Annotated in this window: 25 protein-coding genes and 2 pseudogenes; 15 read left to right on the forward strand and 12 right to left on the reverse strand. The window is 52.6% G+C overall.

Annotation, left to right across the window (positions count from 1 at the left end; translation table 11 throughout):
* Window positions 1–202 precede the first annotated feature (202 nt).
* The 6 genes and pseudogenes from ACR3FE_RS27130 (at window position 203) to ACR3FE_RS27155 (ending at window position 3,959) form a co-directional block, all read left to right on the forward strand.
* Window positions 203–496: a hypothetical protein gene (locus ACR3FE_RS27130; protein ID WP_458210973.1), complete on the forward strand. Its 294-nt coding sequence runs from the start codon at window positions 203–205 to the stop codon at window positions 494–496.
* 326 nt (window positions 497–822) lie between these two features.
* Window positions 823–993: pseudogene (locus ACR3FE_RS27135) on the forward strand (TFIIB-type zinc ribbon-containing protein); the annotation flags it as partial.
* 265 nt (window positions 994–1,258) lie between these two features.
* Complete coding sequence (locus tag ACR3FE_RS27140; protein WP_458210974.1) at window positions 1,259–1,696, forward strand: SWIM zinc finger family protein; 438 nt, start codon at window positions 1,259–1,261, stop codon at window positions 1,694–1,696.
* A gap of 129 nt (window positions 1,697–1,825) precedes the next feature.
* On the forward strand, window positions 1,826–2,317 hold the full coding sequence (locus ACR3FE_RS27145; protein ID WP_458210975.1) for a DUF7995 family protein: 492 nt from the start codon (window positions 1,826–1,828) through the stop codon (window positions 2,315–2,317).
* Between the two features lie 168 nt (window positions 2,318–2,485).
* Entirely contained in the window at window positions 2,486–2,719 is a 234-nt protein-coding gene (locus tag ACR3FE_RS27150; protein ID WP_458210976.1) for a DUF7389 domain-containing protein, read from the forward strand.
* 238 nt (window positions 2,720–2,957) lie between these two features.
* Window positions 2,958–3,959, forward strand: coding sequence for a DUF6610 family protein (locus ACR3FE_RS27155; RefSeq protein WP_458210995.1), 1,002 nt, complete (start codon window positions 2,958–2,960; stop codon window positions 3,957–3,959).
* A 145-nt stretch (window positions 3,960–4,104) separates the two neighbouring features.
* Here ACR3FE_RS27155 and ACR3FE_RS27160 read toward each other — a convergent pair.
* A pseudogene (locus tag ACR3FE_RS27160) lies at window positions 4,105–5,104 on the reverse strand (transposase).
* A 64-nt stretch (window positions 5,105–5,168) separates the two neighbouring features.
* On the opposite strand from ACR3FE_RS27160, the gene ACR3FE_RS27165 reads away from it, so the two are divergent.
* A complete protein-coding gene (locus ACR3FE_RS27165; RefSeq protein WP_458210977.1) occupies window positions 5,169–5,399 on the forward strand; it encodes a hypothetical protein in 231 nt (76 codons plus the stop codon).
* A 169-nt stretch (window positions 5,400–5,568) separates the two neighbouring features.
* On the forward strand, window positions 5,569–6,498 hold the full coding sequence (locus tag ACR3FE_RS27170) for a M78 family metallopeptidase domain-containing protein (protein WP_458210978.1): 930 nt from the start codon (window positions 5,569–5,571) through the stop codon (window positions 6,496–6,498).
* A gap of 305 nt (window positions 6,499–6,803) precedes the next feature.
* On the opposite strand, the gene ACR3FE_RS27175 is transcribed toward ACR3FE_RS27170, so the two are convergent.
* Window positions 6,804–7,607: a DUF6036 family nucleotidyltransferase gene (locus tag ACR3FE_RS27175; RefSeq protein WP_458210979.1), complete on the reverse strand. Its 804-nt coding sequence runs from the start codon at window positions 7,605–7,607 to the stop codon at window positions 6,804–6,806.
* A complete protein-coding gene (locus ACR3FE_RS27180; RefSeq protein ID WP_458210980.1) occupies window positions 7,604–8,530 on the reverse strand; it encodes a helix-turn-helix transcriptional regulator in 927 nt (308 codons plus the stop codon). Before ACR3FE_RS27180 ends, ACR3FE_RS27175 begins: the two co-directional genes overlap by 4 nt.
* A gap of 142 nt (window positions 8,531–8,672) precedes the next feature.
* Between ACR3FE_RS27180 and ACR3FE_RS27185 the strand changes: the two genes are divergently transcribed.
* On the forward strand, window positions 8,673–8,996 hold the full coding sequence (locus ACR3FE_RS27185; RefSeq protein ID WP_458210981.1) for a DUF6788 family protein: 324 nt from the start codon (window positions 8,673–8,675) through the stop codon (window positions 8,994–8,996).
* A 102-nt stretch (window positions 8,997–9,098) separates the two neighbouring features.
* On the opposite strand, the gene ACR3FE_RS27190 is transcribed toward ACR3FE_RS27185, so the two are convergent.
* Together ACR3FE_RS27190 and ACR3FE_RS27195 are read right to left on the reverse strand one after the other, a co-directional pair.
* A complete protein-coding gene (locus ACR3FE_RS27190; protein WP_458210996.1) occupies window positions 9,099–9,539 on the reverse strand; it encodes a Cdc6/Cdc18 family protein in 441 nt (146 codons plus the stop codon).
* Window positions 9,540–10,341: 802 nt separating this feature from the next.
* Window positions 10,342–10,794, reverse strand: a complete 453-nt coding sequence (locus tag ACR3FE_RS27195) for a VOC family protein (protein ID WP_458210982.1) — start codon at window positions 10,792–10,794, stop codon at window positions 10,342–10,344.
* A gap of 875 nt (window positions 10,795–11,669) precedes the next feature.
* Between ACR3FE_RS27195 and ACR3FE_RS27200 the strand changes: the two genes are divergently transcribed.
* Window positions 11,670–12,560, forward strand: coding sequence for a DUF3267 domain-containing protein (locus ACR3FE_RS27200; RefSeq protein ID WP_458210983.1), 891 nt, complete (start codon window positions 11,670–11,672; stop codon window positions 12,558–12,560).
* A gap of 15 nt (window positions 12,561–12,575) precedes the next feature.
* On the opposite strand, the gene ACR3FE_RS27205 is transcribed toward ACR3FE_RS27200, so the two are convergent.
* Window positions 12,576–12,980: an SWIM zinc finger family protein gene (locus ACR3FE_RS27205; RefSeq protein ID WP_458210984.1), complete on the reverse strand. Its 405-nt coding sequence runs from the start codon at window positions 12,978–12,980 to the stop codon at window positions 12,576–12,578.
* A 180-nt stretch (window positions 12,981–13,160) separates the two neighbouring features.
* Here ACR3FE_RS27205 and ACR3FE_RS27210 point away from each other — a divergent pair, with 180 nt between their 5' ends.
* The 3 genes from ACR3FE_RS27210 (at window position 13,161) to ACR3FE_RS27220 (ending at window position 14,411) form a co-directional block, all read left to right on the forward strand.
* Window positions 13,161–13,514: an HTH domain-containing protein gene (locus tag ACR3FE_RS27210; protein WP_458210985.1), complete on the forward strand. Its 354-nt coding sequence runs from the start codon at window positions 13,161–13,163 to the stop codon at window positions 13,512–13,514.
* On the forward strand, window positions 13,511–13,945 hold the full coding sequence (locus tag ACR3FE_RS27215; RefSeq protein ID WP_458210986.1) for a type II toxin-antitoxin system VapC family toxin: 435 nt from the start codon (window positions 13,511–13,513) through the stop codon (window positions 13,943–13,945). Before ACR3FE_RS27210 ends, ACR3FE_RS27215 begins: the two co-directional genes overlap by 4 nt.
* A 181-nt stretch (window positions 13,946–14,126) precedes the next feature.
* Window positions 14,127–14,411 (forward strand): hypothetical protein, encoded by a 285-nt coding sequence (locus ACR3FE_RS27220; RefSeq protein WP_458210987.1) that lies wholly within the window; start codon window positions 14,127–14,129, stop codon window positions 14,409–14,411.
* Between the two features lie 142 nt (window positions 14,412–14,553).
* Here ACR3FE_RS27220 and ACR3FE_RS27225 read toward each other — a convergent pair whose 3' ends face one another.
* The 6 genes from ACR3FE_RS27225 to ACR3FE_RS27250 all read right to left on the reverse strand — a co-directional run bounded on the left by ACR3FE_RS27225 (window position 14,554) and on the right by ACR3FE_RS27250 (window position 20,618).
* On the reverse strand, window positions 14,554–14,721 hold the full coding sequence (locus ACR3FE_RS27225) for a DUF1931 domain-containing protein (protein ID WP_458210988.1): 168 nt from the start codon (window positions 14,719–14,721) through the stop codon (window positions 14,554–14,556).
* 600 nt (window positions 14,722–15,321) lie between these two features.
* Window positions 15,322–17,082 (reverse strand): outer membrane protein assembly factor BamB family protein, encoded by a 1,761-nt coding sequence (locus tag ACR3FE_RS27230; protein ID WP_458210989.1) that lies wholly within the window; start codon window positions 17,080–17,082, stop codon window positions 15,322–15,324.
* Between the two features lie 265 nt (window positions 17,083–17,347).
* The gene (locus ACR3FE_RS27235) at window positions 17,348–17,596 is read right to left on the reverse strand and encodes a DUF8139 family protein (RefSeq protein ID WP_458210990.1); all 249 of its coding nucleotides are present in this window, start codon (window positions 17,594–17,596) and stop codon (window positions 17,348–17,350) included.
* 112 nt (window positions 17,597–17,708) lie between these two features.
* Complete coding sequence (locus ACR3FE_RS27240) at window positions 17,709–19,088, reverse strand: hypothetical protein (protein WP_458210991.1); 1,380 nt, start codon at window positions 19,086–19,088, stop codon at window positions 17,709–17,711.
* A 194-nt stretch (window positions 19,089–19,282) separates the two neighbouring features.
* On the reverse strand, window positions 19,283–20,374 hold the full coding sequence (locus tag ACR3FE_RS27245; protein ID WP_458210992.1) for a type I restriction enzyme HsdR N-terminal domain-containing protein: 1,092 nt from the start codon (window positions 20,372–20,374) through the stop codon (window positions 19,283–19,285).
* A gap of 7 nt (window positions 20,375–20,381) precedes the next feature.
* On the reverse strand, window positions 20,382–20,618 hold the full coding sequence (locus ACR3FE_RS27250) for a MarR family transcriptional regulator (RefSeq protein ID WP_435158061.1): 237 nt from the start codon (window positions 20,616–20,618) through the stop codon (window positions 20,382–20,384).
* 243 nt (window positions 20,619–20,861) lie between these two features.
* Between ACR3FE_RS27250 and ACR3FE_RS27255 the strand changes: the two genes are divergently transcribed.
* Window positions 20,862–21,680: an HNH endonuclease gene (locus tag ACR3FE_RS27255; protein ID WP_458210993.1), complete on the forward strand. Its 819-nt coding sequence runs from the start codon at window positions 20,862–20,864 to the stop codon at window positions 21,678–21,680.
* 811 nt (window positions 21,681–22,491) lie between these two features.
* Window positions 22,492–23,415, forward strand: a complete 924-nt coding sequence (locus ACR3FE_RS27260) for a hypothetical protein (RefSeq protein WP_458210994.1) — start codon at window positions 22,492–22,494, stop codon at window positions 23,413–23,415.
* Window positions 23,416–23,519 lie beyond the last annotated feature (104 nt).

Below are 23,519 nucleotides of genomic sequence, written 5' to 3' on the forward strand. Positions count from 1 at the left end.
TTCTCCCAACATTCAAGATTCGCCGTCTCTAACGTTTCACTGAGCAGTTCTTGGTTGAGCATGAACACCAAAACCACGGAACTGCTCGCTTCTTAAACTGGCCTAACTAGACAGTGCCGTGCAAGAAGTGTTCTAATTGACGAAACACTTCTCTCCTACCGGTTATTTTTTCTTGCCCACTAGGTGGCGGAGGCAAGCTCCGATGGAACTTCCAATACGAGTTATCAATGCAGATGATAACGAACGAAAGATCAGTGGCATTAATCGAGACGACTGGACGGATATGACCGATCCCTGTCCAGAGTGTGGTGGACAGGAGTTTAATCATTTCTCAACGTCCGGTGGGCATTACGGATCACGAGATACTACCGTCGTGCTGCGTTCCGATTTCTGGAATGCCGAACAGCCGCTCTTCACTCGTTGTCGTGACTGCCGAAAAATTCTCTATAAGCATCCGGCCTTCGATCTCCTCTCCGATCTCGCAGAGCATATTTAGCGCCAAATCTTGGATGAAATCCAGAAACAAATCCCTTGTAGAGCGTCGATAGCAAGTCTCGTTTCCTGAATCACTTTCTCGGGAGTCAGACCACCTGCAAACCATGCTATCAAAAAATATGCCATGCCGACTAAAATCACAAAATTTCCGTTCGTGGTCTCCGAATTTTTCGTGCAGCTATTTGCTGACTTACTATTAGCTGTGTATGACTATATGCAGACTTCTAGCGGTCAATGCGCTTCGATCACCCGGTATTTTTTCGCCCCCCCCCCCCCCCGAGGGGTGCGGGCGTTCCACTGAGAGCGTCTCGATGAGAGGTGATTTCGATGAGACTCAGCGACAGCTACGCAACCGGCTTCAACGAAGACGTACCGAGCGAACTAACCAACCAGTGTCCCAGATGCGGCGGCCTGGTCACCACCAACGTGATCGAAACAGTCTGCGAGGACTGTGGCTTTGTCATTGACGACCAACGAACCACTCACAGGCCGGAGTTCGCATGAAAGACCTCCTGATGCAACTTACTGGCCGGTCGCACAGCACTGTTATCGCCGAGTGCCGGCAGTGTGGAACCACGGTCGAGGTCGAAACAAGTGAGTGTCCGAAATGCGATCACGATGGGATTGCGATTTACCGATTCGATTGACCGACCTAATTTCCTTTCGACCCTTGCTACGAGAGATTCGGTTCTGCACACGTCGAGAACGTGTTTTTTGTGCCCCCGAGGGGTGCGGGGCACACTGCGTGCCTCGTGGAGCGAGTATGTCCAGTAACAACGTCCTATCCCACCTGACGTTCACGAAGCGAGTTGCAAAACGCGCCCAGTATGAAGCCCTCGAATTTTCACTCACAACGAGGGGTGTCCGCGTTCGGAATACGAGTCACGCGAATCCGGCCGACCATGAATATCTCGTCACTGTCCACAATGGGGTCCCCATCGCCTGTGAGTGTCCTGCGGATGCACGGTACGACGGTGCGTGCAAACATCGGGTTGGCGTCGCAATTCGAACGCCACTCCTGCAAGCGGCGACAGACCACTCTCTCGTTGCAGACGGCGGGGCACAAATCGAGATGGAATCTGAAACCCATGTAGACGACAGTGACACGGATCAGCCAGCGGACTGTGACTGTGATGGGCTTGGTGGGTTTCCGTGTTGGCCCTGTGTGCGATCCGGGCGTCGCGATCTCCCGGAAGAGTAGTGCAAATCTCGTGTAAATCTGCGCTTCTTGCAGGAGGGTTTTATTGGCGCCGGCGATGGGTGCCGGCGCACAGATGAAGTGTTGTGTGATGGAGTTGTGTCGAATCAATGCGTCGGCGAGGTGACCGATATGCACCAGGTAATTTACGCACTCGTAGAAGCATCGACTGAAGAGACTGCACTTGCATGCGGAAAATCAGCGTTCGACCGATTGGTTGGTGCTGGCGCCGACAATGCTGCCATCTTTGATTACTATGTGATGTTCGATGACGAGCGCTCGTCCGTCGCAGGCAAGGCTCGGTGGGGCGACCTTCCGGTCGTCGCACCAGTCGACTCCGACGACGGTACAGAACTCCTAGAGCGAGGCTGGAAGGCAACCAGACAAGAGTTCGAACGAAATCTCGAACGGGTAAGAACGGCGGTCAACGAGTTCAGTGACGATGAACTCATGCATAACAAAGATCTCGCTCGCCATGCTTGCTACAATCTCGGCGCATATCGCGGCCCGTCACTCTATCTCTACACCGAGTTCGGCGACGCGATTCGAAATCGTGAACACCTCGATCATGTACTCAGTGCTGATGAGCAGGTGTGGATCATCCCGGCAGACGTCCACTATTAAGCAACCAGCAGCTACACTCCTCATTCAGAAATTAACCAACAGTGCGGTTCTATTATAGCGACGTTGGTTAAGTCGAGCAACTGTCCTCCTTTACGAGTCAAGCGAAAAGAACGGTTTTTCACCCCCTAAAAGGGTGCGAGGGCAGACAAAGACCCTCGCGGAGTACACATGACTGAGACCAACCCAGTACCTGAGACAGAGTACGTTGAACGGACTGACGTCGGTGTTTCACTCACGGTGAAGCTCTCTCGTGGAACTGGCACGCGAGATCAGGACAAGATCACGGCCAAAGTAAAGGCAAGAACGTTGGACGAAGCGTGGGAAGACATGGAAACGCTTCGAGCGTACGTTCACGAGCTTGCCGATGACGTGCGGCAGATTCAACCGGACGAGCCCGAATAGCGTCCCCGAGAGCCGATTTTTCGAAGGGAAATCAGTTCGGCGTTGATGTCCGGCCAGACGGAGAACAATCGGCAGTCAGCGACCAGTCGAAACTGTTCGCGAAGACCGTCGCCTGTGCGAGAATTAACCAACATCCTGCCGATTCTCTAGCCGGTGTTGGTTAAGAATCGCAGACCCCGTTTTTTCGCCCCGTGAGAGCTGCGGGGCGCACTTGTCCCGCAGGTGACCTCCTGTGTCGATTCACGAAACCTTAGCGACGACGAGCAACAGTGCTACAAAAACGTACGCCGACGCTCGCCAGGCAGAGTACGTAGCGTTTCTCCATCGCGTGCCGTTCGCACTGGACGCATTACATCTCGGATTCCTCCCTGGCTTTCGCGAGGACTGTACGTACCAACAATCGCAGTTCAACGCCCTCGAGTGTCCAGTAGGGATGCTCGACAACGATTTTCGAAATCCAGATCTTGACCGATACATCGACCGTGTCTTCGAGTACGAACCAGCGGTTGGGGTCATCGGCGACGCCTACGACACTACAGAGGCACAGACGTACGTCGACACGATTCGAGAGCTCGAAGCAAACTTCCCCGATACCAAGTTCATCATCGTCCCCAAGTGTCGGGCCGCCATCAACGCTATTCCGGACGATATCATCCTCGGCTACTCGCGTGGATATGCCGACAAACTCGCCCCCGAGTTCTCCGATCCTATCGACTGGCGGGGTCGCCGTGTCCACATCCTTGGTGGCAGCCCGCCCAAGCAGCTCGAGGTTATCGACCAACTCACGCAACCGACGCTGATGGGCGACCCACCAGCAGACATCGTCGACATGGATTGGAACGGGTTGCATCGAGGTGCGCAGTTCGGCGAGTTCTGGACGTCCGATGGCTGGGACGACAGTGGTCGCAACGCCGATCATGTGACGATTCGGAAGACCGTCCGCCATAGCCTCAGTCGTGTTCGTGATTTCTGGCAAGCACACGGCATCTGGCCTGAGTCGACGCCACAGGCGGAGGGACTCGATCTCGAGTATCAGGGTCCGGCACCGAGCGATCTTGCGAGCACAGCCTGCACCGAGTGCGGGACGAACGTATGGATGACTGGTGCACCGTACGTTGCTGAATACGATACGGGAGCGATTTGTGGCTACTGCAGCTACGACTGTTACTTCACACATCGGCATCAAAACCGACTGGAGGAGGTCGCCGGCGAACAGAGCGTGTATTTCCCATCGGAGTGACCCGACGAGTGGTTTGTCACGCCCGACGGTCAATCGATGCGACGATGGAGATTTGAAAGACCGAGAGACTCGTGTCCTGCTCCGTGCTGAGCCGAATCCTTAACTCCCTGAATATCCAAATTGTGAGCGTGTCATAGAATTCTCCTCATACATTGAGCAACTCCCGCCCCGGGTTGTCTCCTCGTTCGTAGTTGGTGATTGCGAGGACAAGTCGCAGACACAGTGCCAGAAACACCTGCGCTCGTGCGTGGACGCGGCCTCGGGTGCGGACGTGCCCGAGGCCGCAGTCCTTGACCGCATCATTCGTTCGCTCAACCTGTGTCCGGCGGTTGTACGTCTCGTCTAAGACCGATTGCTTTAACTGAACGTCCTCGCTAGGGTCCTCGATTCGATCTTCAACCCTGTACTCGATATCAAGCGGCTCGTTCGTGTTTCGCGGATTGTACGGCGCGACGGGCACGACTCCTGCGTCCAGCAGGTAGTCGTGCCACTCGAGTGTGTCGTACGCACTGTCGCCGACCATCCAGATCGGTGTGTCGACGGCGATGCGCGTCACACGTGACGCGCATCGCCGTCTCTTCTGACGCTTGTTTCGCCTGTGTGAATTCTGCTGCGATGGGAATCTTTGCTCCCGTCGAGACGATTGTACAACCGAACCCGTAGTAGTGTTCTTCAGCCGTCGAATCGTAGTTCCACGACGCGTCGTCGTTCCACTGAATCGCCTCAACGTGAGTCGAATCAATTCGGTACGTCGAGTCGAGCAGGCCCCGGGCGGCGGCCTGCTCGACGAGGGAGCCGAAAACATCGTCACCGACCTGTTCGAAGTCAGTGAGGAAGCGATCGACCGCGTCTCGCGACGGCGGTCGATCGAAGCCACAACAGCGCCAGACGAGTGGATTTTGTAGTTCCCGCGTGATTGGACGAGTCCCGTAGACGTTCTTGTAGGAGCAGTGCAGAAAACCTCGGAAGAGTTCTGGTGGCTCGTGAACTCGTGTTCGCCCCCGCTCGCTGGGGGCGAACACGTCGTACTCCAGCAGAAACTCGAACTCAAGATGCTCAAACAGCGGTACGGTCTCAATAGCCACGACATTCAAGAAGTCGTCGACTGAAGCTACGTCTTGCAGGGTGTGGTTTCTGCTGGACACAGTTTCCACTCCCTGCAACCTTCCACGAGAGCCTTTCTATGACACGCTCAAATTGTTGCTGTTAATGATGTCTCCCCGCGATTCTGACTCCACGCCGTTATCGCCGATGGCAGAGGAGGCCCTCACCTATCTCCGTCGCCACTTCGAGCCAGATGCGTCATTCACCTACGAGCAAGCGAAACAAGAGCTGCAAACTCACGATATGGAGCCGGGGCTTGCTGACGATCTCCTTGAAACACTGTTACTCCGCGGCTATCTCTACAACGTCGACGACGAATTGCGAATCACGGAGTAAGCCACCCCGACGAACAGCGGTGCCGAACCGGCGGACGACTTCTGCAAACCCGACGCACGTCCGTGCTGAAGAAGCGATTAAAGCCCGATGAATCTCGTTCGTACAACGCAGTTTTTTGGCCCCTGAAGGGTGCGGAGCATTCCGAATTGGAGTGTTCCAGAATGTACCCATGGCAACAAGTGATTCCGCAGCGGTGTCGTTCGACGAGTCCGACACCCGACGCGACCAGATGCATAGTACCATCGAAACCTGGGTCGATGAGCTCATCGATCTCACCGACGATGCAATGACGAGCGACGAGTTTCGAGAGTGGCTCGATGTCCAGGCTCGGTTCCACGACTACTCACATCGGAACACGCTTTTGATCAAAAGTCAGTGTCCCAACGCGACGAAGGTCGCCGGGTACAACACGTGGAATGAGGAGTTCGACCGCCACGTCACAGAGGGAAAACAGGCAATCTGGATCTGGGCCCCGATCGTCACCAAACAGTGTCCCGAGTGCGAGAATTCGCCCTCCTATCATGAGACGAGTGACTGTACGTACGACGAGACGCCCCCCGATGAGTGGTCGACGGGGCTTGTTGGGTTCAAACCAGCTGCTGTGTTCGATATCTCGCAGACCGAAGGCGAGCCACTCCCCGAACTTGAGACTGAAGCAACTGGGAACGCCGATGATCTTGTGCCCGCACTCCTCGATGCAGGAGATGATCTCGGTGTTGACGTTCGCATCGTCGATTCCAACGACTGGGAACATGGTAGCGCGAAAGGTGTCTGTAAATATCGCAGTCTCCATAATCTCAATCCAGTCGTCGAAGCGAAAGCCCGGACGAATCAAGCCGATCTCGCTGTGACGCTCGTCCACGAGTACGCGCACGCGCTGTTGCACTTCGATGTCGACGACGAGATCGAGCGGGCGAAACGTGAAGTCGAGGCCGAGGCGGTGGCGTACATCGTCGGTCGACATTTCGGGTTGGACACGAGTGGGTCGGCGTTCTACCTCGCTGCGTGGCAGGGCGATGACTCTGCTGCACTTCAAGAACGGCTCGGTCGAATCAGTTCGACCGCACAGGAGGTCATCGGCACGGTCGCCTGGGACTGAACACGGAGTTCTCTTTATTAACCAACAACCGACGGAAATCCAGTTCGTTGTTGGTTAAGTTTGTCAGCGCCCGACGAGGTTCTGAGTCGCAGTCCCGTCTTCACCTACCCATGACCGGCCAGAATCGAACACCCATTCGCGAGGAGCCGGAACGAATCGCAGAGAGTCATGTACCCGTCCGGACTGACAGAAACGAATGCCCGAAGGAGGCTGTAAACGCATCCATCGAGTGAACCACGGGATCAAGCAGAAGCGTGCCCCGACCGGTCGGATAACTCCCATCGAACTCGTAGCGTCCCCAATCCTTATTCGACCGGGGCGACCGTCTCACCATCCCTTGAGACTCGGTCGAACGCTTCGAGGTACGTGACGCGCTCCGCTACGTCATCGGCGTCGAGGCCAAGCTCGGCGGCCAATTCGTCGAGTGTTGTCGGTTCGTCGAGTGCCTGGAGCACTTCGAGGCCACGATAATACCGGGCCGTCAGCTCTTGCACGCGATCCTCAATCGGTGTCGTCACCCCATATCGCTCATCAAGGTCGACCAGCGCTTCGTTCGCGAACGTGGCAAACTGGTCGTCCCCGAGCCGCTCGATCTGCGTCTCGAGTTCAGATCGAATGACGTCGTAGTCGAGGCCAGCCTGCACGAGCATATTCATGTCCTCGATGTCGTCGTCGCGCCCCGCGATCATCTTGAACAGGAAAATATCCTCGTTACTGACCAAGCGAACAGTCAATCGGTTCGTCGAGAGGAACGGCTCGCTGCGCTCGCGCATTCCTTCAGTCAGCACGAGCTTGTTCGCGACCTGTTGATTGAAGATATCCAGTCGACAGCCATCATCGTTCTCGACACAACTCGTTGCGCCTAGTTGCCGATAGTCGGGATCCAGTGACTGGACTTCCGAATACCCGAGATCCATCAGGACAGCCCAGAGCTGGCCGTACACGTCCCCGTCAGTGACGACAAGGTCGATATCCTTCGTCGCACCCTTGAGGTCACGGAGCGACATCGCCCCGCCACCGATGAGGTAGACAGTAAGCGAATTCGACAGCCTGTCCGCGATCTCTTGAAATTCGTTCTCGATGTACTCGCGTCCGAATGTAGGTCTCATTGGGGTAGTGGCACCTCGTAGTCAGCCGCCAACTCCTGGAACTCGGGCCACTCGGGAAGGCGATCGTCGTCGACGTCGCCATACGTCTCGAGGTACCGGAGCAAGGCGTCGATTTCGTCTTCCAGCCCGTATTTCGCCGCCTGGTCTCGGAGTTCACTCTCGTCAACGTCAACGTGACTGAGCAGGAGGAGACAGTAGGATCGGTGGCGGGTGTCGTCGTCGATCAACAGCGTGTGACAGCAGAGCTCCGCCGGCGAGACTGCCGCTCGTTCCTCGGAGTAGCGGTAGTAGCGGTGGCTCGTGAGCAGAAACTGGAGGTCAAAGGCCGCGAACCGTGCAAGGCCGGTTTCGTGGAAGTGCTCGGCGTTGATTTCCGTCTCCGTTTGCGCGAGAAATTCGCCGTCGTCTTCCCAGAGAATCGTCCCGTTCGGCGCAACCGATTCGAGGCGCTGCCGATGGAGATGGTGGGCGAGTTCACGGGCGAATTCGTGCAGTCGCTCGAAGTCCCCGTTGAAGTGGTAGCGCCCGTCGTCCGTCCCGACCAGGCCACGGTCTCGTAACCGTTTGAGAACCCGATTGACGGTGTTGCGGTAGTTGTCGCTCCGGTCGGCGATATCAGCAACGGTTCGTGGCTGGTCGAGGTAATACAGCACCTCGAGGGCCTTGCCCGTCAACAGTTCGGGAAACTCGATGTGAGAGTACTGGCGGACGAGATCCTGGTAGAGTTCGACTGCCCGGGCATCAGAGGGAACGACTCGTTTCCGACGGCCGTCACGGTGTGTGTAGACCAAGCCTTTCTCGGCCAAATCCGCGACGGCACGCGAAAGATAACTCTCGCTGTGACCAAGCTTCCTCGCGAGTTCGGAGATCGTGTCGCCGCGTTCGACAGCGGCGAGAATTTCCAGTTCGATGCCCCGCAGCACAGTGTAACATAGTAGGAAACTTGTATATAAAGAAGTTTCGAACTGTGTTACAACCCGTGGAAAGCTGACGAAACGCTCGATGCTACCTTAACCAACAAAACTATGCTTTTGGCGTTCTGTGTTGGTTAACACGAGTTGAGTCATGTCCTACGAGCCACCGACACCCCCAGCGGAACTCCCCACCGACGTTGTCGACGCACTTAACGACCAATCGCCCGAACGTCTTCGTCACGTCGCCAGCTACGCCGAGGAACTCGCTGAATACCGTGAGCGTGAAGCTCGTCTTGCTGCGGAAGCGGAGGAAGACGAGGTCGAACAGCGGTCGGAGGATCTTCCGGATGATGTCCCGACGAAAGCGACGATCACGATCAAGGAGATCAACGACAATCGCTACTACTATTGGCAGTGGCGGGAGGGAGCACGGATCAAATCAAAATACAAAGGGCCAGTTAATCCGAGTGAGTAGCTGGAGAGACACACCCCTATCGACTTGTTCAACGAAACCACCTGCAGACAGTGAGTCACCTCTATCGATTTGTTCATTGGGAAGGGGGCGTGAATGTCCTGCTCACGTCGGGGATGAATCTTCCTTACAGGCGCGCAACACGAGTTCCGGTTCATCGACGAGATGATTGACTGTGTAGCCACCCTTCCCTCGACCACGACCACGTCGATCCTGCTTGATAATACCGAGGAATTCGAGCTCGTTCAGGAGATCGCGAACCCGCCGCTGTTTGAGCGGGTCGGAATTTTCTTGCTCACAGATGTGCTGATACGTCTCATACACGTCTTTATTGGGAATCTCGGGATCTGCGTCAGTGGATTGCTGAACGCGAAATGCGAGCGCAAGCAAGACATATCGCGTATGCGTGGGTGCCTTCGAGATGAGTTCTGACAGTCCATTTACCGAGACAGGACGACGAAATCCGATGAGCGACGAGAGTGGAGTGCCAGTGACTGCATTACTTGGGTGCCCACTGTCTTCACGCAGATCTGGGTGCCAACACAGGTGCTATAGTGGGGGTGCCGTAGGAGTGAGACACCGAGTTTTCAATGAATGTGCGAGTGGCCGGTATTGATCCACGCTACGAGACTGTCCACAGGAGATGAGGACAGCCAACCCCGAGGTGGGACAAGTGGACACTGGACTGTCCGTTCCCGACCAGCAGAACAGACGTTGGGAGTATTACAGCCTGTGGGACTGTCATCATAGTACCAGCGGGAGTTGACCGTATCCGGCGACGACCGGGGGATTGTCCAGCGTACTGCGACGAGCTGTAAAGTGAACTGGTTTAGGCCAACGGACTGTCTTCCATGGATCAGCAGCAGGACTGTCATTGGTAATGAGTTAGTAGGACTGTCCGTGAGAGCGAGAGTGATTGTGGAAGGAGAGGGCGTCTTCCGGTAGTGTACAGCTGAGTTTCTCCGGAAATGTGGTGTGGTGTTAGTGGACTGTCAGGATGGCTGGTGCTGGTTGTCTGTGATATTGGATTTCACGTGAAAGACGGGGTGTTTGACGTCAGGGTGGGCACACTGTGTCTGCCGGCCGACTGTCCACTTGGTAGAAGAGTTTGTAAAGGGGTGATAGGCGAGTGGGTTGGAGGTAGACGTGGGCGGAGCGGTTATCGGGCAGACGAGGGCTCGCTGATCGGAGTAATTAACGTTAGTCTGTTTGAGCGCATGATCGATCGACGGCATACAGCCGGATGTAGCTAAGGCGGGCGCCGCCAGTGGCGTTGAGCGGGGATCCTTGTCCGCGATACCGCCGTTCTTCGCGGCCAGATCTGGAAGCCGGAGAGCCGTATGGCCGCCTAGCTCGCTCCCTCGGAAGTAATCTGCTCGGCGAGCTCGACGATCAATCCTTCAGGACCGCGCACATAGCAGAGCCGATAGATGTCCTCGTAATCACAGACCTCGCCGACCGTGTCAAAGCCTTCGTCTCGCAGTCCGTCGACGAGCGTATTGAGGCCATCGACCTCGATTGCGATGTGCCGGATGCCCAGCCGGTTCGCCGGCAAAGGGTGTGCACCCTCGTTGTCGGCTGGTGCATGGTACTTGACGAGTTCGAGCTTGCCGCTGCCGTCCGGCGTTTGCACCATCACCACCTCAGCTCGGACGTTATCGAGCCCGTTAATCTTGTCCACAGACTCGCCCTCGACCAGTGTCCCGCCCTCGCGCTCGAATCCTAGGCCGAGGAAGAACTCGGTTACGGTGTCAAGGTCATCGACGACAACACCCACGTGATCAAGACGTAGCATCCCCATATCAGTCACTCCTTAGACTCCGGCTCTATTGAATCTCTGGCAGGCGTTTATCGGCGACGTGGTGGGTTCCTACGGCCCATAGGTCCACGTTGCTGATGGGGATGCTTTGACATCATCAGATCTGGCACCATCAGCCGGGTCCACTCTGTCCTATGCGCTCTTTTCTGGAACGGTAAAAGGGTCATCACAGGGAATATTCACCGTTAGTATAGGCTACTAACCAAAGTCGATTCTATATTCGAAGCAAAAGCGATGGCTCATGTAGAAAGCAGCTGTCCGCGAAAATCTTCCTCGTATCTATTGCTTGTCGCGAGAACTACTTAAACGAGAATTCAGTCAGGGCCGTCGCCCTCCTCGACGCGGAACGACCCACCGCACTTGCTACAGCTGTATTGCTCGGGGTTTCGCACCGTCTTCGACCTACGATACCGGGCAATCCGACCGCCGCAGTCCTCGCACACAAGCCACCACTTTGGTGTAGTGAAGCGTTCGCAGTGTTGCGAAGTATCGAGGGCGTCCGTCCAGCGGGTGAACGTTCGCCCGTGGTCCGCGTTACCAAACTCGTGGTACTGTCAGGCGTGGATGAGTTCGTGCCGGACGGTGGAACTGAATTGCTCCCAGCTGTGGTGTTCGTATGCGTTCCGAGTAAGCGAGATTGTGATCTCGTCCGTCGCAGGGTTGGATCTCGTTGCTCTCGCTGTTCGCTGCGCGCGCCTCGCAATGTCCCATTCGATCGCGTCGACCGACAGGGATGGGAGATACGCGATATACAATCGTGTAAGGAAAGGAGAAGTCTCGGTAGCTTCATTTAGTTCCCGAATAATTAGTATGAGATGACACGGTATCTAAAAAATATTGCTGGAGACAATACCGCCATGGGAAATAATACAGATAGAATTAACGAATTGAGCCTTCTTGAGCAATTTACTGTCTCCCGCCGTATCGCATTGGAATGGACGGCATTCAGTGGTATTGGATTCGTTGCCGCATTGTTCGTGTTTGGCGGGCTCTATACTATATTCACAAATCAGACGGAGGATATTTCGCTGACAATTGGACCGGAGAATGCAGCGAGTCTGCTTGAAATGGGCGTGGTCATATTCGGCCTCATACTCGGCGTCATCGTCATTCACGAACTTATTCATGGAGCGGTGATGAAACAGTTTGGTGCAAATCCACGGTATGGCTTCGGTGTAGCGCAGTTTGTCGTTCCGTATGCCTATGCTACGAGCGACGAATCACTTACACGAAATCAGTTTCTCATTGTTGCACTAGCTCCTCTTGTCGTACTGACAACCGTCTTATTCACGTTCGCAATTATCTTTCAGTGGCCGATTTTGTTGGCACCGCTTGCGGTGAATGCAGGCGGTGCAGTCGGTGACCTCTTCATGGCCCGGCTACTGCTTCGGTACCCGAGAACCGTTCGGGTCGTCGATAACAGAACTGGTCTCAAAATCTATGGCGATACCAGAGCCATTCGTTCAATTGAACCACGTCGTAGGGTGGTTCATGGGATGATTGTTGGAATTGGAATCACTATCGGTAGTGCCTTCCTTTTGATGATGATAGCTCCGATAATACTTGACAGCCTCGGGGTTACATCGTTTACACTTGGGATACCAGATTCGTTGTGGAGTCTCTACCACTTCGAGAAAAGTGCCGAGGGAATCAATTCAGAAGTCGGCATAGTCGGGTTGCTTGGAGTTGGTGCAATACTAGGTGTCTGTTACAGCATTGTAGTAGGAAAGTCAGTGGACAACAATTGAAGAAATGACCAATAACTAATATGACGGTTCGTTCGGTAGTTCTTTTCGTCCGGTTCGCACGCACGGCCAGCACGGGAAGCCGTCGAGACCCTCGCAGTTACAGTCTTCCAGTTCGACATCGCCTTCGTAGTCCTCCGATGGGAAGGCGTCGAGCGTCCCGTCGGCGGTTGCGTTTTCGACTGCGGCTATGTGTTTGCAGAATGCGTTGCGGTGGACGTGATGTGGACAGGTGCAGGCCATCAGTTCGTCTGTCACGTCGTCGATGGAGACTATGTACTGGTGGGCTGCGGGGTTCTCGTGGCTCTCGTTGGTGACTTCGACGAGTCCGGGGGCATCGACGTCGAAGGAAAACTGTTCCCACTGGGCGCGTTTCTGTGCTGTCTCGTCAGCTTCAAGTTCACTAGGCGTTTTCGTTGACATGGTCTTCTGGTCCAATTGGAAGACCGGTGCCGGGTGTACCAGCACCCTGCGCGTTTCTACACACGCCCGAGGGCACCGGTCTTCCTACCATATTGTATACGCCACATGGTCATAAAGGTTGGTATTCACCACATGGCATACACCAACAGGACTATACTTCAGTAGTGTGTACTGTGGAGTATGTCCAAAGACCGCAGTGATTCAGGGCGGTACGTCGAGACTGTTACACACGCCGACGTACTCGCTATCTTCGAGGAAGTAAAGGGTCCAGTAGTGACCTCGGGTGATGTGGCTGATGCGCTTGAGTGTTCACGAGAGACCGCTCGTCGGAAGCTTGGACAGCTTGAGGATCAGGGCCGAGTGAATAGTCGTCAGACTGCCGGGCGAGTCGTCTGGTGGCTTGTCGATGAGGATTCGGTGAATGAAGTTGATCCGAGTGACCCGATTTTCTCACGGACGACCTATAGCTCTGGAGAACCGACTGATGCGTCCGAGCACGTGGACGACATTCTCTATGGGAATCGGTCGAAATGAGTCGTCCACTTCCGTTGTTCGTCGATACCGGTGGATTGTACGCTGCTTTTGATGAAGACGATGTGAATCACGACGCAGCAAATGCGGTCTTCGATGGGATGGAATCCGGTGAGTATGGACCGGTGTTCACCAGTCGGTATGTGCTTTCAGAGTTTGCGACACTCATGCTGTACCAGATTGGACATACAGCAGCTGTTGAGGCGCTTTCGACGGTTCGTCAGTCGAAGACGTTCAATATCTTGCCAGTGGGAAAGGCGACATTTGACGCGGCGTGTGAGGAGTTCGAGCGTTTTGACGACCAGCAGATATCCTTTGTTGACCAAACGAGTGCAGTGCTTGCTCGAGAACACGAGATAGAGCATTTGTTCGCCTTCGACAGTGATTTTCGGACGATGGGGTTCGAGCGGGTGCCGGTTGATAGAGAGGCGTAGTTCTCCAGCATTCTTTTAGCTGAGGGATACCTGGGTTGTGATATGCACCGCTCACAGTCGTGCATCAATACGATCGTGCAGTCGGTGAGCAGCATCTCTCTGTTTTCATAGCTGGTGGCAGGGGTCGTTGGATCGACCTCACGGCATCGCCAATCAACTACTCACAAGCCACCAGTATACAATGTCACACCCATACGATCTTCGCGAACAGATCGACCAACTCGAATCGCTCACAGGGGACAGCACCGAACTCGTCACCGTTACCGTTCCCAACGGCAAATCGTTGGGTTCGATTCGAGAACGAATCGCCCGAGAATACGCCAGTGCCGAGAATATCAAATCCGATCAGACACGGGATCATGTCCAACGAGCGCTCAAGCGTGTCCAGCGGATCCTCCGTCGATACGAAAGGACACCGGAGAACGGACTCGTGGTTGGCCTACAACGTCCTCACTCGGCTCCATGAGAGCGACGAGATTCGAAAGAAGAAGCTCGAAGCTCGCCGTGTGATCTGGATTCGACCGGAAGAGCGGTCCGCCAGTAGGGAAATGAGTGCTGTGTAGCGACGAACAAAAAACAGGTTGTTGCTACCGTGAGTCGATGAGCGGCTACAAATCGCGCGCTTGGACGGTTTTGCGATCGTTTTCTTCGGCTCGACGAGCAACGTTGTCGAGGACTTCAGCGACTTCTTCATCAAGTGCATCGTAGAAGTCACTCGCTACATTGTGTCCTTCGAGCTGTTCTTTCACTGCGGATTTGACAATCAAATCGGCCATACAAGCGTCCAAACGGTATAATACTACAAAAAGACACCGGCAAAATAGTAGAGAGGGGACCAGTAATTCGGATCACTGATGAGGATATTCTTCGAGTGATTCGTGCGTCCGAGTTTCCAGCGGTGACCGCTCGGTGGGTCGCAGAGACAGTCGAGATGGAGCGGCGGCCAGTGCATCAGCGGCTCGAGGAATTGCATGAACAGGGTGCGTTAGAACGGGGGAAATTGAGTCCGCGGGTTGTGATTTGGTGGATTTCCGGGGAATAGCCGATCAGGAAAAGAACGTTATTAGCGGTAGATAGCACATCGTGCTAGCGAAAGTTGCCATCATATAATGATTTATTCATTACTAATGACTTCTGCTACAAGTTGTCCACATAATCATAGAGGTCTTCGTACAAGTCCGTTTCCGGTGATTCTCGAAGCGTGTCCCAATCCCCGATTAGGTAGCATGCACGTTTTGCTCGTGTGAGAGCGACATTCAATCGACGTTTGCCATTCGAACCCGCGAGGAAATGGACACAGAGAATAGACAGTGGAAGAAAATGAGTAGTGATAGAATACGCCGTCTTTGGCGAGGAGAATAGATAGCAAACCGTGTTTAACTGGCTGTAATACCAATGCTAACAGTATCCGTGTTCCCGCTCAAATCGGTAACCGTGAGAAGTACCTCTTTCCTCTCACAGCTCGGTACTTCTACGTTGATACGGGCTTTGTCACTCTCAAATTTATCGTCAACGGCCCATTCATATTGAAGAGCACTTCCATCTGGGTGGGACGAACAAGAAGCGTCGAGAGTCACACGATCGCCCGGTTCAAGATTGTTCTGCTCAGGGTCGGGCGAAGCTTCGATACATGCTTCCGGTGGCTTATCTTCAGCATCTATCTCGTCAGGAAGTCGGTGATCATCGTCTGGTGGTTGATCAGTAGATTCGAAAACAACGAGGTTAGCATATCGAACATATTCCCAGTCAATCGTTGAGGTTCCGGGAAACGTTGCAGTATACAACCGGCCATCTGCCACGACGGGAGTTCCAGCAGCTGGTGGCTCGTATTTAGATTGATCCTCCAAATCTTTCATAAGGTAACTCCATTCACGCTCACCAGTCTTTACGTCAACCGCGTAGACGAGTGCCCATCGCGGAACAAAATTGGATCCGGGTTTGTATTGACCGCCGAAGAAAGCCGTCCCGTTGGCTACGACGGGGCCATTATAAAATAAGAGCGTCGGATCATCGTGTTCCCAGGCGACCTCACCTGTGTTCGCGTTGAGCGCTGCTATCCTTCTGGCCCGATAGTTACCAGACCGGAAAAGAAAGCGCTTGTTAGCCACGACAATGTCACCGGATACAGGGCGTAGTGACGTATGCTGCCATGCTTGTTTGCCTGATTTCGAGTGATAGGCAGTGATGATTGAGTTATCAGCAGTAGTTTCGGTTGAGAGTACCATCGTATCAGTGACGGTGAGCTGTCGACGCCATACATCATCGAGATGTGTTTGAGCGGTCCACTTCACCGTCCCATCTTTCATTGACCGTGCCTCGATGGTTTGGCTGTTTGAGTGATTGCGGATACCATACACGAGCTTATGGCCTGTCTCGTGGAGGATGAAGTCCTCATCTGTTATGCGCCACTCTATTGACCCGTCCTCGGCATTCAACGAGGTTCCGTCGCCGAAATATATGCTGCCATCGACTAAGTGTATATGCCAATCTCTATATCCAATCTTTCCAGTAACATCGTCTCGCTTCCAATTGACTGTGCCCGTCGTAGGATCAAGTGCATAGACACCACCATTAGACTCGGTAAACAACTGTCCATCTACGAGGATCGGATCAGCCCACTCCAAGTGCTCAATCCGACGCCACAGCAATTCACCAGTGTCGGTATTAAAGGCAAAAAGCCCGCCCTCGGTGGAACCTTCGTAGAGAATCGTGGTAATGTAAAGAATCCCGTCGTCCACGATCGGTGTTCGTGGTGCAGGAAGACCGGTTTGTTTCCAGAGTTCTTCTCCAGTCTCTGGATCATAAGCAGCGACATACCCCCTTCCCGATGTCGGCCCATTCTGAGTTGTTACTGCGAGAAAGAGCGTCTCATCGGAAATCACTGGCTCAACGGCAGCCATACCCCCGTTCAAATCCATCGCCCAACCGAGTTTTGGATATGGAGATGGTCCACTCGTCGCGGATTTATTCTTCCTATCCTTGTGTTGATGTTCGGACTGGTTTCTCGTCAATTTGCTTGGCTTTGTTTGACGATTATTGTCCGTTTCTTTGCTGATAGCGATACCACTACCAACACTGCTGGTACTTAGTACGCCACCAACTGTCTTGAGAAACGTTCGTCTGTTATTACGTGCCATGCAATTGCATCTCTCTGACCGATTAATTTCAATATTTGGGCGATTAATAGCGTATGGGAGATATAATATTTATATGTCCACTTCAGAACTGGTCGGTCGGTGCCGTGTTACACGCAAGCCAATGAGCACCTAGCAGGTCCGTCTCAGCTTCTTCGCGCTTATGTTTCGCGTCCAGCTTCGAGAGTGAAGCAAAGCTATACAGAAGATTCCCGTCCCGCGTTTGACGATGGCGATACAGCCGATTGCGGAGATTCTCGGACTCAGATTACTGTGATACCGGTACCAAGTCGCGATGCCGGAACCAGATATCGATTGCTTCGCTATCGGTTTCAATGCGGTAGCTGTAGGAATCTAGTTCACGCCCAGTCTCGTCTCCGAGAGTGTCCTGCAGGACGTCCGTGATAGTGCCTTCTTTCCCGTGGTGGTCGCTATCGGGATCAGTCTCGGAGACATAGACTTGTACGTCGTCGCCCGGTTGGTAGGGGTCGCTCGCTGGTTGGGGCACGTCCTCCATCGATACTCGGTATTCTGTATGGTGAGTTTTTATCGGTATCGGACACCATACAGATCTTTGGCTAATGATCCTCGGGCTTCTACTGAAGATGTTCTATTAGAAGTGGGGGAGTTCACGGCCCATGCTGTTCTTGGACTTCTGCTAAAGTGAGCACACCACTTTCAGCGAAGAGGTCCTGCATTCCAGGACCGTTAGCTCCGGTTGGACCAAGTGAGAAGGAGGGATCTCTGAGCCGGGTTTCTAAGAGTTCGAGGAGTGCAGCAGCCTCAATGAGGCGTACTTCCTGAATTTGAGTCGCGATCTTGAGTCTACGAATTGCGTCCGGACGGTCGGCATCGAAGGTGCCTGAGAAGACTACGAAGTAGATGTTCCGGAAGCCTTGGTTTTGGAGGTACTGAACCTCGGCGTCGATATAGTCTCGGAACTGTCGTTCGTCGTTTGTTGAAAACCGGTAGCCGTTTTGGCGAACTTTGGCGTCGTATATGAGGGCGTAGTTATACTGGCGAGCTTTCGCTATGCCATCGGGATTCCGGCCTGTCCCCTGTCCACGTTCGTCGACGGCATAACCGAGCATTCGGAGGCATTTCGCGAGTCTATCCTCGAACAGTGTTTCGACAGATTGTCCCATCTCTTCAGCAATGCGCTGAATATCATCTGTGTTCCGGGCGAGATCTGGAAGCACTGAGACGATCGGCGGGATGTAGCTATCGGGCAAAGAGTGAGATTTTGCTTGGTGTACAGACTCACTGTTTGTCGGCTCGTCGTCTTGAGTAGTCGTCGCCTCTTCGCTGAGTTCAGTCCTGTTCAACCAGAAGAGACACATCCGTTCGATGGTCCAGAGATGAATTTCCTCTTCCGTGTGGTCCTCTATTATGTCCCGGATTTCCTCGTTAAGTTCCCAGAATTCGAGGTAGTCTTCAGCCAGGTCTCCTGAGGGTTCCCAGATAGCGAGATCCGACATCGTACGCCGGATTGACTTATAGTAGATCGGATACGTATCTGGGTTCTGTAACTGCCAGAAGTAGGAGACAAAATACGGAATGAATCCAGGGCTCGGTACGGAGTTTCGATCCTCTGTTCGTATCTTTAGTTGCTCGACGTATTCTTCAAGTTGTTTGATTTGTTCGGTGGCTTCCTCACGTCCGGCAGGCGCTACGAGGACGTCTCGAAGCAACTCCGAAAGATCCGTACCACCATCTGTTTCGGCCGCCGAAACAAGCATATTGAAGAACATTTGGCCGCTGAACCCACTGAAGCCCCAGAGTTTGTGACTACCCACTTCGCTCGCCATCTTGTTTCTGAGTTCTGTGATATTGATTTCCTCATTAAGAAAGTCCTGAAGCAGTTTCTGACGGAGAGGCAGTCGTTCGTTGCGCTGCTCTCTCGAACTGTCGAGCGAACGTGACTCACCACTTGCAGTTACATACTTGAAATCGGCGTCAGCAAACGCATCCCAAATGCGAATAATCTGGCGGTCATCGGAAAGAACCATACACAACCGAACTAACGACAACGAGATAAAATTTGGGAGTATGGGATATATTATGAAGTGATTCCTCGCCCGTAGTGATCAACAGTTGATACAGTTGAGCGACGAAAATCCCGATACAAACCGGTAGCGAAGAGGTCCAAAGGAGGTTGGAATGACGCTGGCGAGAAACAACTGAACTTGGGTGTATTATATTCTCACCAGCTGCCGTCAAACTCGGCAGTCAGACCACATAGCTCGGCGAATCTCGTGATATATCGTTTCTTACTCCCCTGATTCAACGCGACATAGAGATAATAGTCATCAGAGAGATCTCTCTGCATCCGCATTGGCTCTCCGGTGGGATGAGTCGGCTCTGTATTGAGGATCGCATTTTTCGAGCCGGGAACATAGGGAAATGACTCTAACTGGTCAATAAGATCGTACTCTCGAATCAGGAGATCAACCGTTTCTGCCATCGCATCAGATTGATTTTTCTCAGAGCATGACCACACTCGATCACCGTTTGCAGAAAGATGGACGATATACTCTGTCTCGACTGTAGAAGAAGTATCAGAGACGACTTCATTCGAAGTGGTCTCAATCTCGCCCCCGTTTTCCACGACCGGGAGATCTGCCTCATCACCGTTTGAAAGCGTGTGAATCAGCGAATCAATGTACTCCTTTGACTTTGGTTCGATTTCCTGCGCTAGCGAATCGTCGATTTCCTCTATTACGAGCTGCGTCACTCGCTCAGCGAGGCTTTCTTTTTGCTGTTGGAGTGTTTCGACGGCGTGCTGTCGTGCTTCAATACGATGAGCAATGGTATCTGCTTCGCCTGTCTTGACGAGCTCCTTTGAGAGGAGTTCCAGGACGTGCCAATTGTCTTCGAGCTCAGCAATCGAAAACTGTGCTAATGAGACCTCATCAGGACGAGAACTATCTTTGCGACGGCGGAAGATCTCAAATTGACTGCCAGTTGTGAGGAGCCCCCAATCCACCCCTTTCTGTCGCATGTAGCTCGTCAACTGACTTCGATCGGCATCAGTGAGTGTACTGTCGCACCCTTTCGCTTCGATGAACACGACGGGGGCGGTCTCGATGAGAAGGGCATAATCTGCACGGGTGTTCCCTCGACCGATCTGCATTGGATATTCGAGTTCTACTTCTGACGAGAACATATCCCACCCGAGAAGATCAATGAGCGGTTGGATGAGTTTCACCTTCGTATTTTCCTCGTCCATTTGCGGTGCTTGGTCGATTAGTGATTGGGATCGTTCGACGTACGCTGTGATCTCAGATTCGTTCATCGATTAGTTAGTCCTCGCGTGCGTCAGCGACAAAGCGGTAGAGACCTCGATTGACCTTTTCGACCCATCCCGCATCGACGAGTCCGCGAAGTTCCCGATTGATGTACTGTTTACGAGTATCGAGCTGTTCTTCGAGGCGTTTTGGATTGGCATAGCCCCAGGGCTGTGTTTCGTCTCGTCCTGCTTTGAGCACCTCTAAAATAGCCTCTTGGCGGTCGTTTGGTTCGAACTTCTCGTTAACCATTATTACGAGAGGTGTTATTTCGGTACAATTAATGTTACGAAAATGTTGTTAGTATGAGTTACTGCGATCTTTAATGGTATTGTTACGGTGTAATAGTAGACCACTAAATGAAGAAGTGAAAGAGAGCATTATCGAGGTACTGCGCAGGCCCACACCACTTAGTCCCTGCTTTAAATTTAATAGTTCAGAGATTCTTTCTCCCTCAGTATTTATGGTCCGGACTGAGAACAATGAGTTATTCAAATGACGCTATTCGAACGTGGCGAACAATACGTTCGCCAAGAAATTCACGATGAATTTGGCGGTCGTCGCCAGCACGGGATATCACCGTGTGGAGAATCACCCTACGTCTTCCTGTTCACCGGCGGTTCTGGCAAAGACCATGGCTACCAAGACGAGTTCAAAGACGATGGGACTGTGATCTACACGGGAGAGGGTCGGGAGGGAGATATGACGTATGACCAGGGGAACAAAGCCATCCTTCAGCATCAATCGGATGGTCGCCAACTCCATCTCTTCAAAATGCTCGGCAAAGGAATGGTTGAATACGTTGGACAGTACGAGTACGTCGATCACTTTGAACAACAACTCTCAGATACGAACAATAACCTCCGACGTGGAATTCGGTTCGTTCTTGCACCAGTCTCTAACGAGATTGGAGAGGAAGAGTCACTTGGAACAGAAACCACACTCAGCGAGGCAGAACTATACGAGCGGGCAAAGGCAGCGAGCAGCTCTGAGCCAGCGACTACGACGTCTGTCACTGGAACCCATCGTCGTGCATCCGAGGTAAGAAAATACGCGCTTGCTTGGGCAGACGGAACGTGCCAGGGTTGTGATCAGCCGGCACCATTCGAGACTTCGAGCGGCAGCCGCTATTTGGAAGTTCACCATGTGCACCGACTCAGTGATGGTGGTCCTGATGATCCCGAATCAGTGATTGCGCTGTGTCCGAACTGCCATCGACGAGTTCACAATGGAGCTGACAAGGGCGACTTCAATCAGCAACTTATCGAGCGGCTCGAAGCCAAGCACGAGAGCAGAGAAGTTGAGAGTATCTAAGCGATGGCTGATATCGTGGATGTTGCACAGTCAGTGATACGCGCTGAAGTGGATGAAAGTTACAAGTATCTGCTTGCTCGGCGAACTGAGGATGGGTACTGGGAGTTTATCGGAGGGAAGCGAGAGAGCGATGAGCCGTCGCTGATGTCTTCCTTGGTGGTCTCATCAGTCGGCGAGTCATTGCTTATTGGGACAGCATCGTCAACCTGAGTCAGCAATGCAACGACGTGAGGATTGTCGTCATTGAGCATCACCTTACCATAGGCAAGGCTCTGATCAACGTCGCCTCTGGCTTTGTATCAGTGTCATCACGCAGTGAGTCACCAGCAGGAATTACCGTGTTCTTCTTGAGGGGTTGGTCTTGAGTGGTTGTTTCGCAATGGTTGAAAGTTGGTGAGACGAATACCAAACAGAATAGCGTCATTTGGACAATAACCAACACTTAATTATTACTTTCGTAGGAAATGGGAAGGTTTCTTTTATTGGAAGACGACAAGTATGTGGATGGAAAAACACTAACGTCAAAGTTATACTCCAATACCTTTTTGATGGTTGATATCTATTTATTAAGGGCACTGTCTAGTTAAGTGATTCTGGGGTAGAGTGGCGTTTCAACGTCTCTACCGTGTGGAGCTAACGAATTACTTCATCTCATCACGACTAGAGTTTCGGTGAAGCAGTCGATTCCCGTCGTCTCACGATGCAGCCGATCTTATTATCAAAAATCAATTACTTACGATCAGTGCGAAAATCTTTTCAATCGTACCACTGTCACTTGGTTTTCCATATCTAGACAGTGCCTTATTAAGTAATGAGTTTCTCTTCCAGAGGAGAGTCTTCTTGGAAATATCTAATCCTCGGAAGAGATATCCTCTCGAAATATGCAACATTCGGAGAAGAAACTAACTTCACAACGTCAATAGGTATCGGTGCTGTATCCCTAGGGGTTACTATAGCAGGCTTTCGATCAGTACTTTTAAGTCCAAAACTATCTGAATCAGGACTTTCCTTAATCTCTGGAATCTCAATAATGCTGTTTCCATTGGGTATCATCTACTACACCGCTAAGGCCGCTAAAAGAACTACTGACGCGCATTTCCATACAAAACAAGGCCTATCCAAGATAATAGCAACCTATCTTCTCATCGGCAGTTTGTCGGTTCTACTACTTCATACTGTAGAAACACTTGTTTTATCGAATACTGCGTTCTTCGATCTGGCTCGCGTAGAGATTCTGTTCGGATTAAGTCTGACCCTTCTATTTACTCTTGTAGTAGCATTAGCAAATTATTCAACACTCAGCAACAAATACTCCTCTCTCCAAGAAGTTCTAAGCACGTTCAATGAAGAATCAACTGAAAATCTAGACCGAATATATAACCACATCGAAGGCATAGGTCACGTCCCAAGATCAGAAACAAATCGAGTTTTAGAAAGTCTAAAAGACACTGCTAACTTAGATAATACAATTATCAAGGGTCGTGGAGGGGTAGGAAAAAGCGGAATATTGAAACAAGTATGCAAAGATTGTGACCATGAAATTCTGTTCATTGATGCAAGTGCCTATCCTACAATTTCCTCCGAATCCGAATTGACAGACGAACTAAACCTCGACATTTCCCTAAAAAGATGTATCCGCCAAGTAGCTGCAAACCGGCCTTTAGTCGTGATTTTCGACCAATTAGACGATACGAATAGAGAATCTGGAGAAGTATACAGCAACGCTCTTCTGTAGGAGATTGTTGATACAGTTCAGCTGTTGCTCTCGAATCGAAGAGGGCAAGGACACCGCGTTAGCGGTGTCCGACACGAATGATTCCGCTGGATGTGTTTGGTTCG

Source organism: Haladaptatus rarus (genome assembly GCF_054177585.1).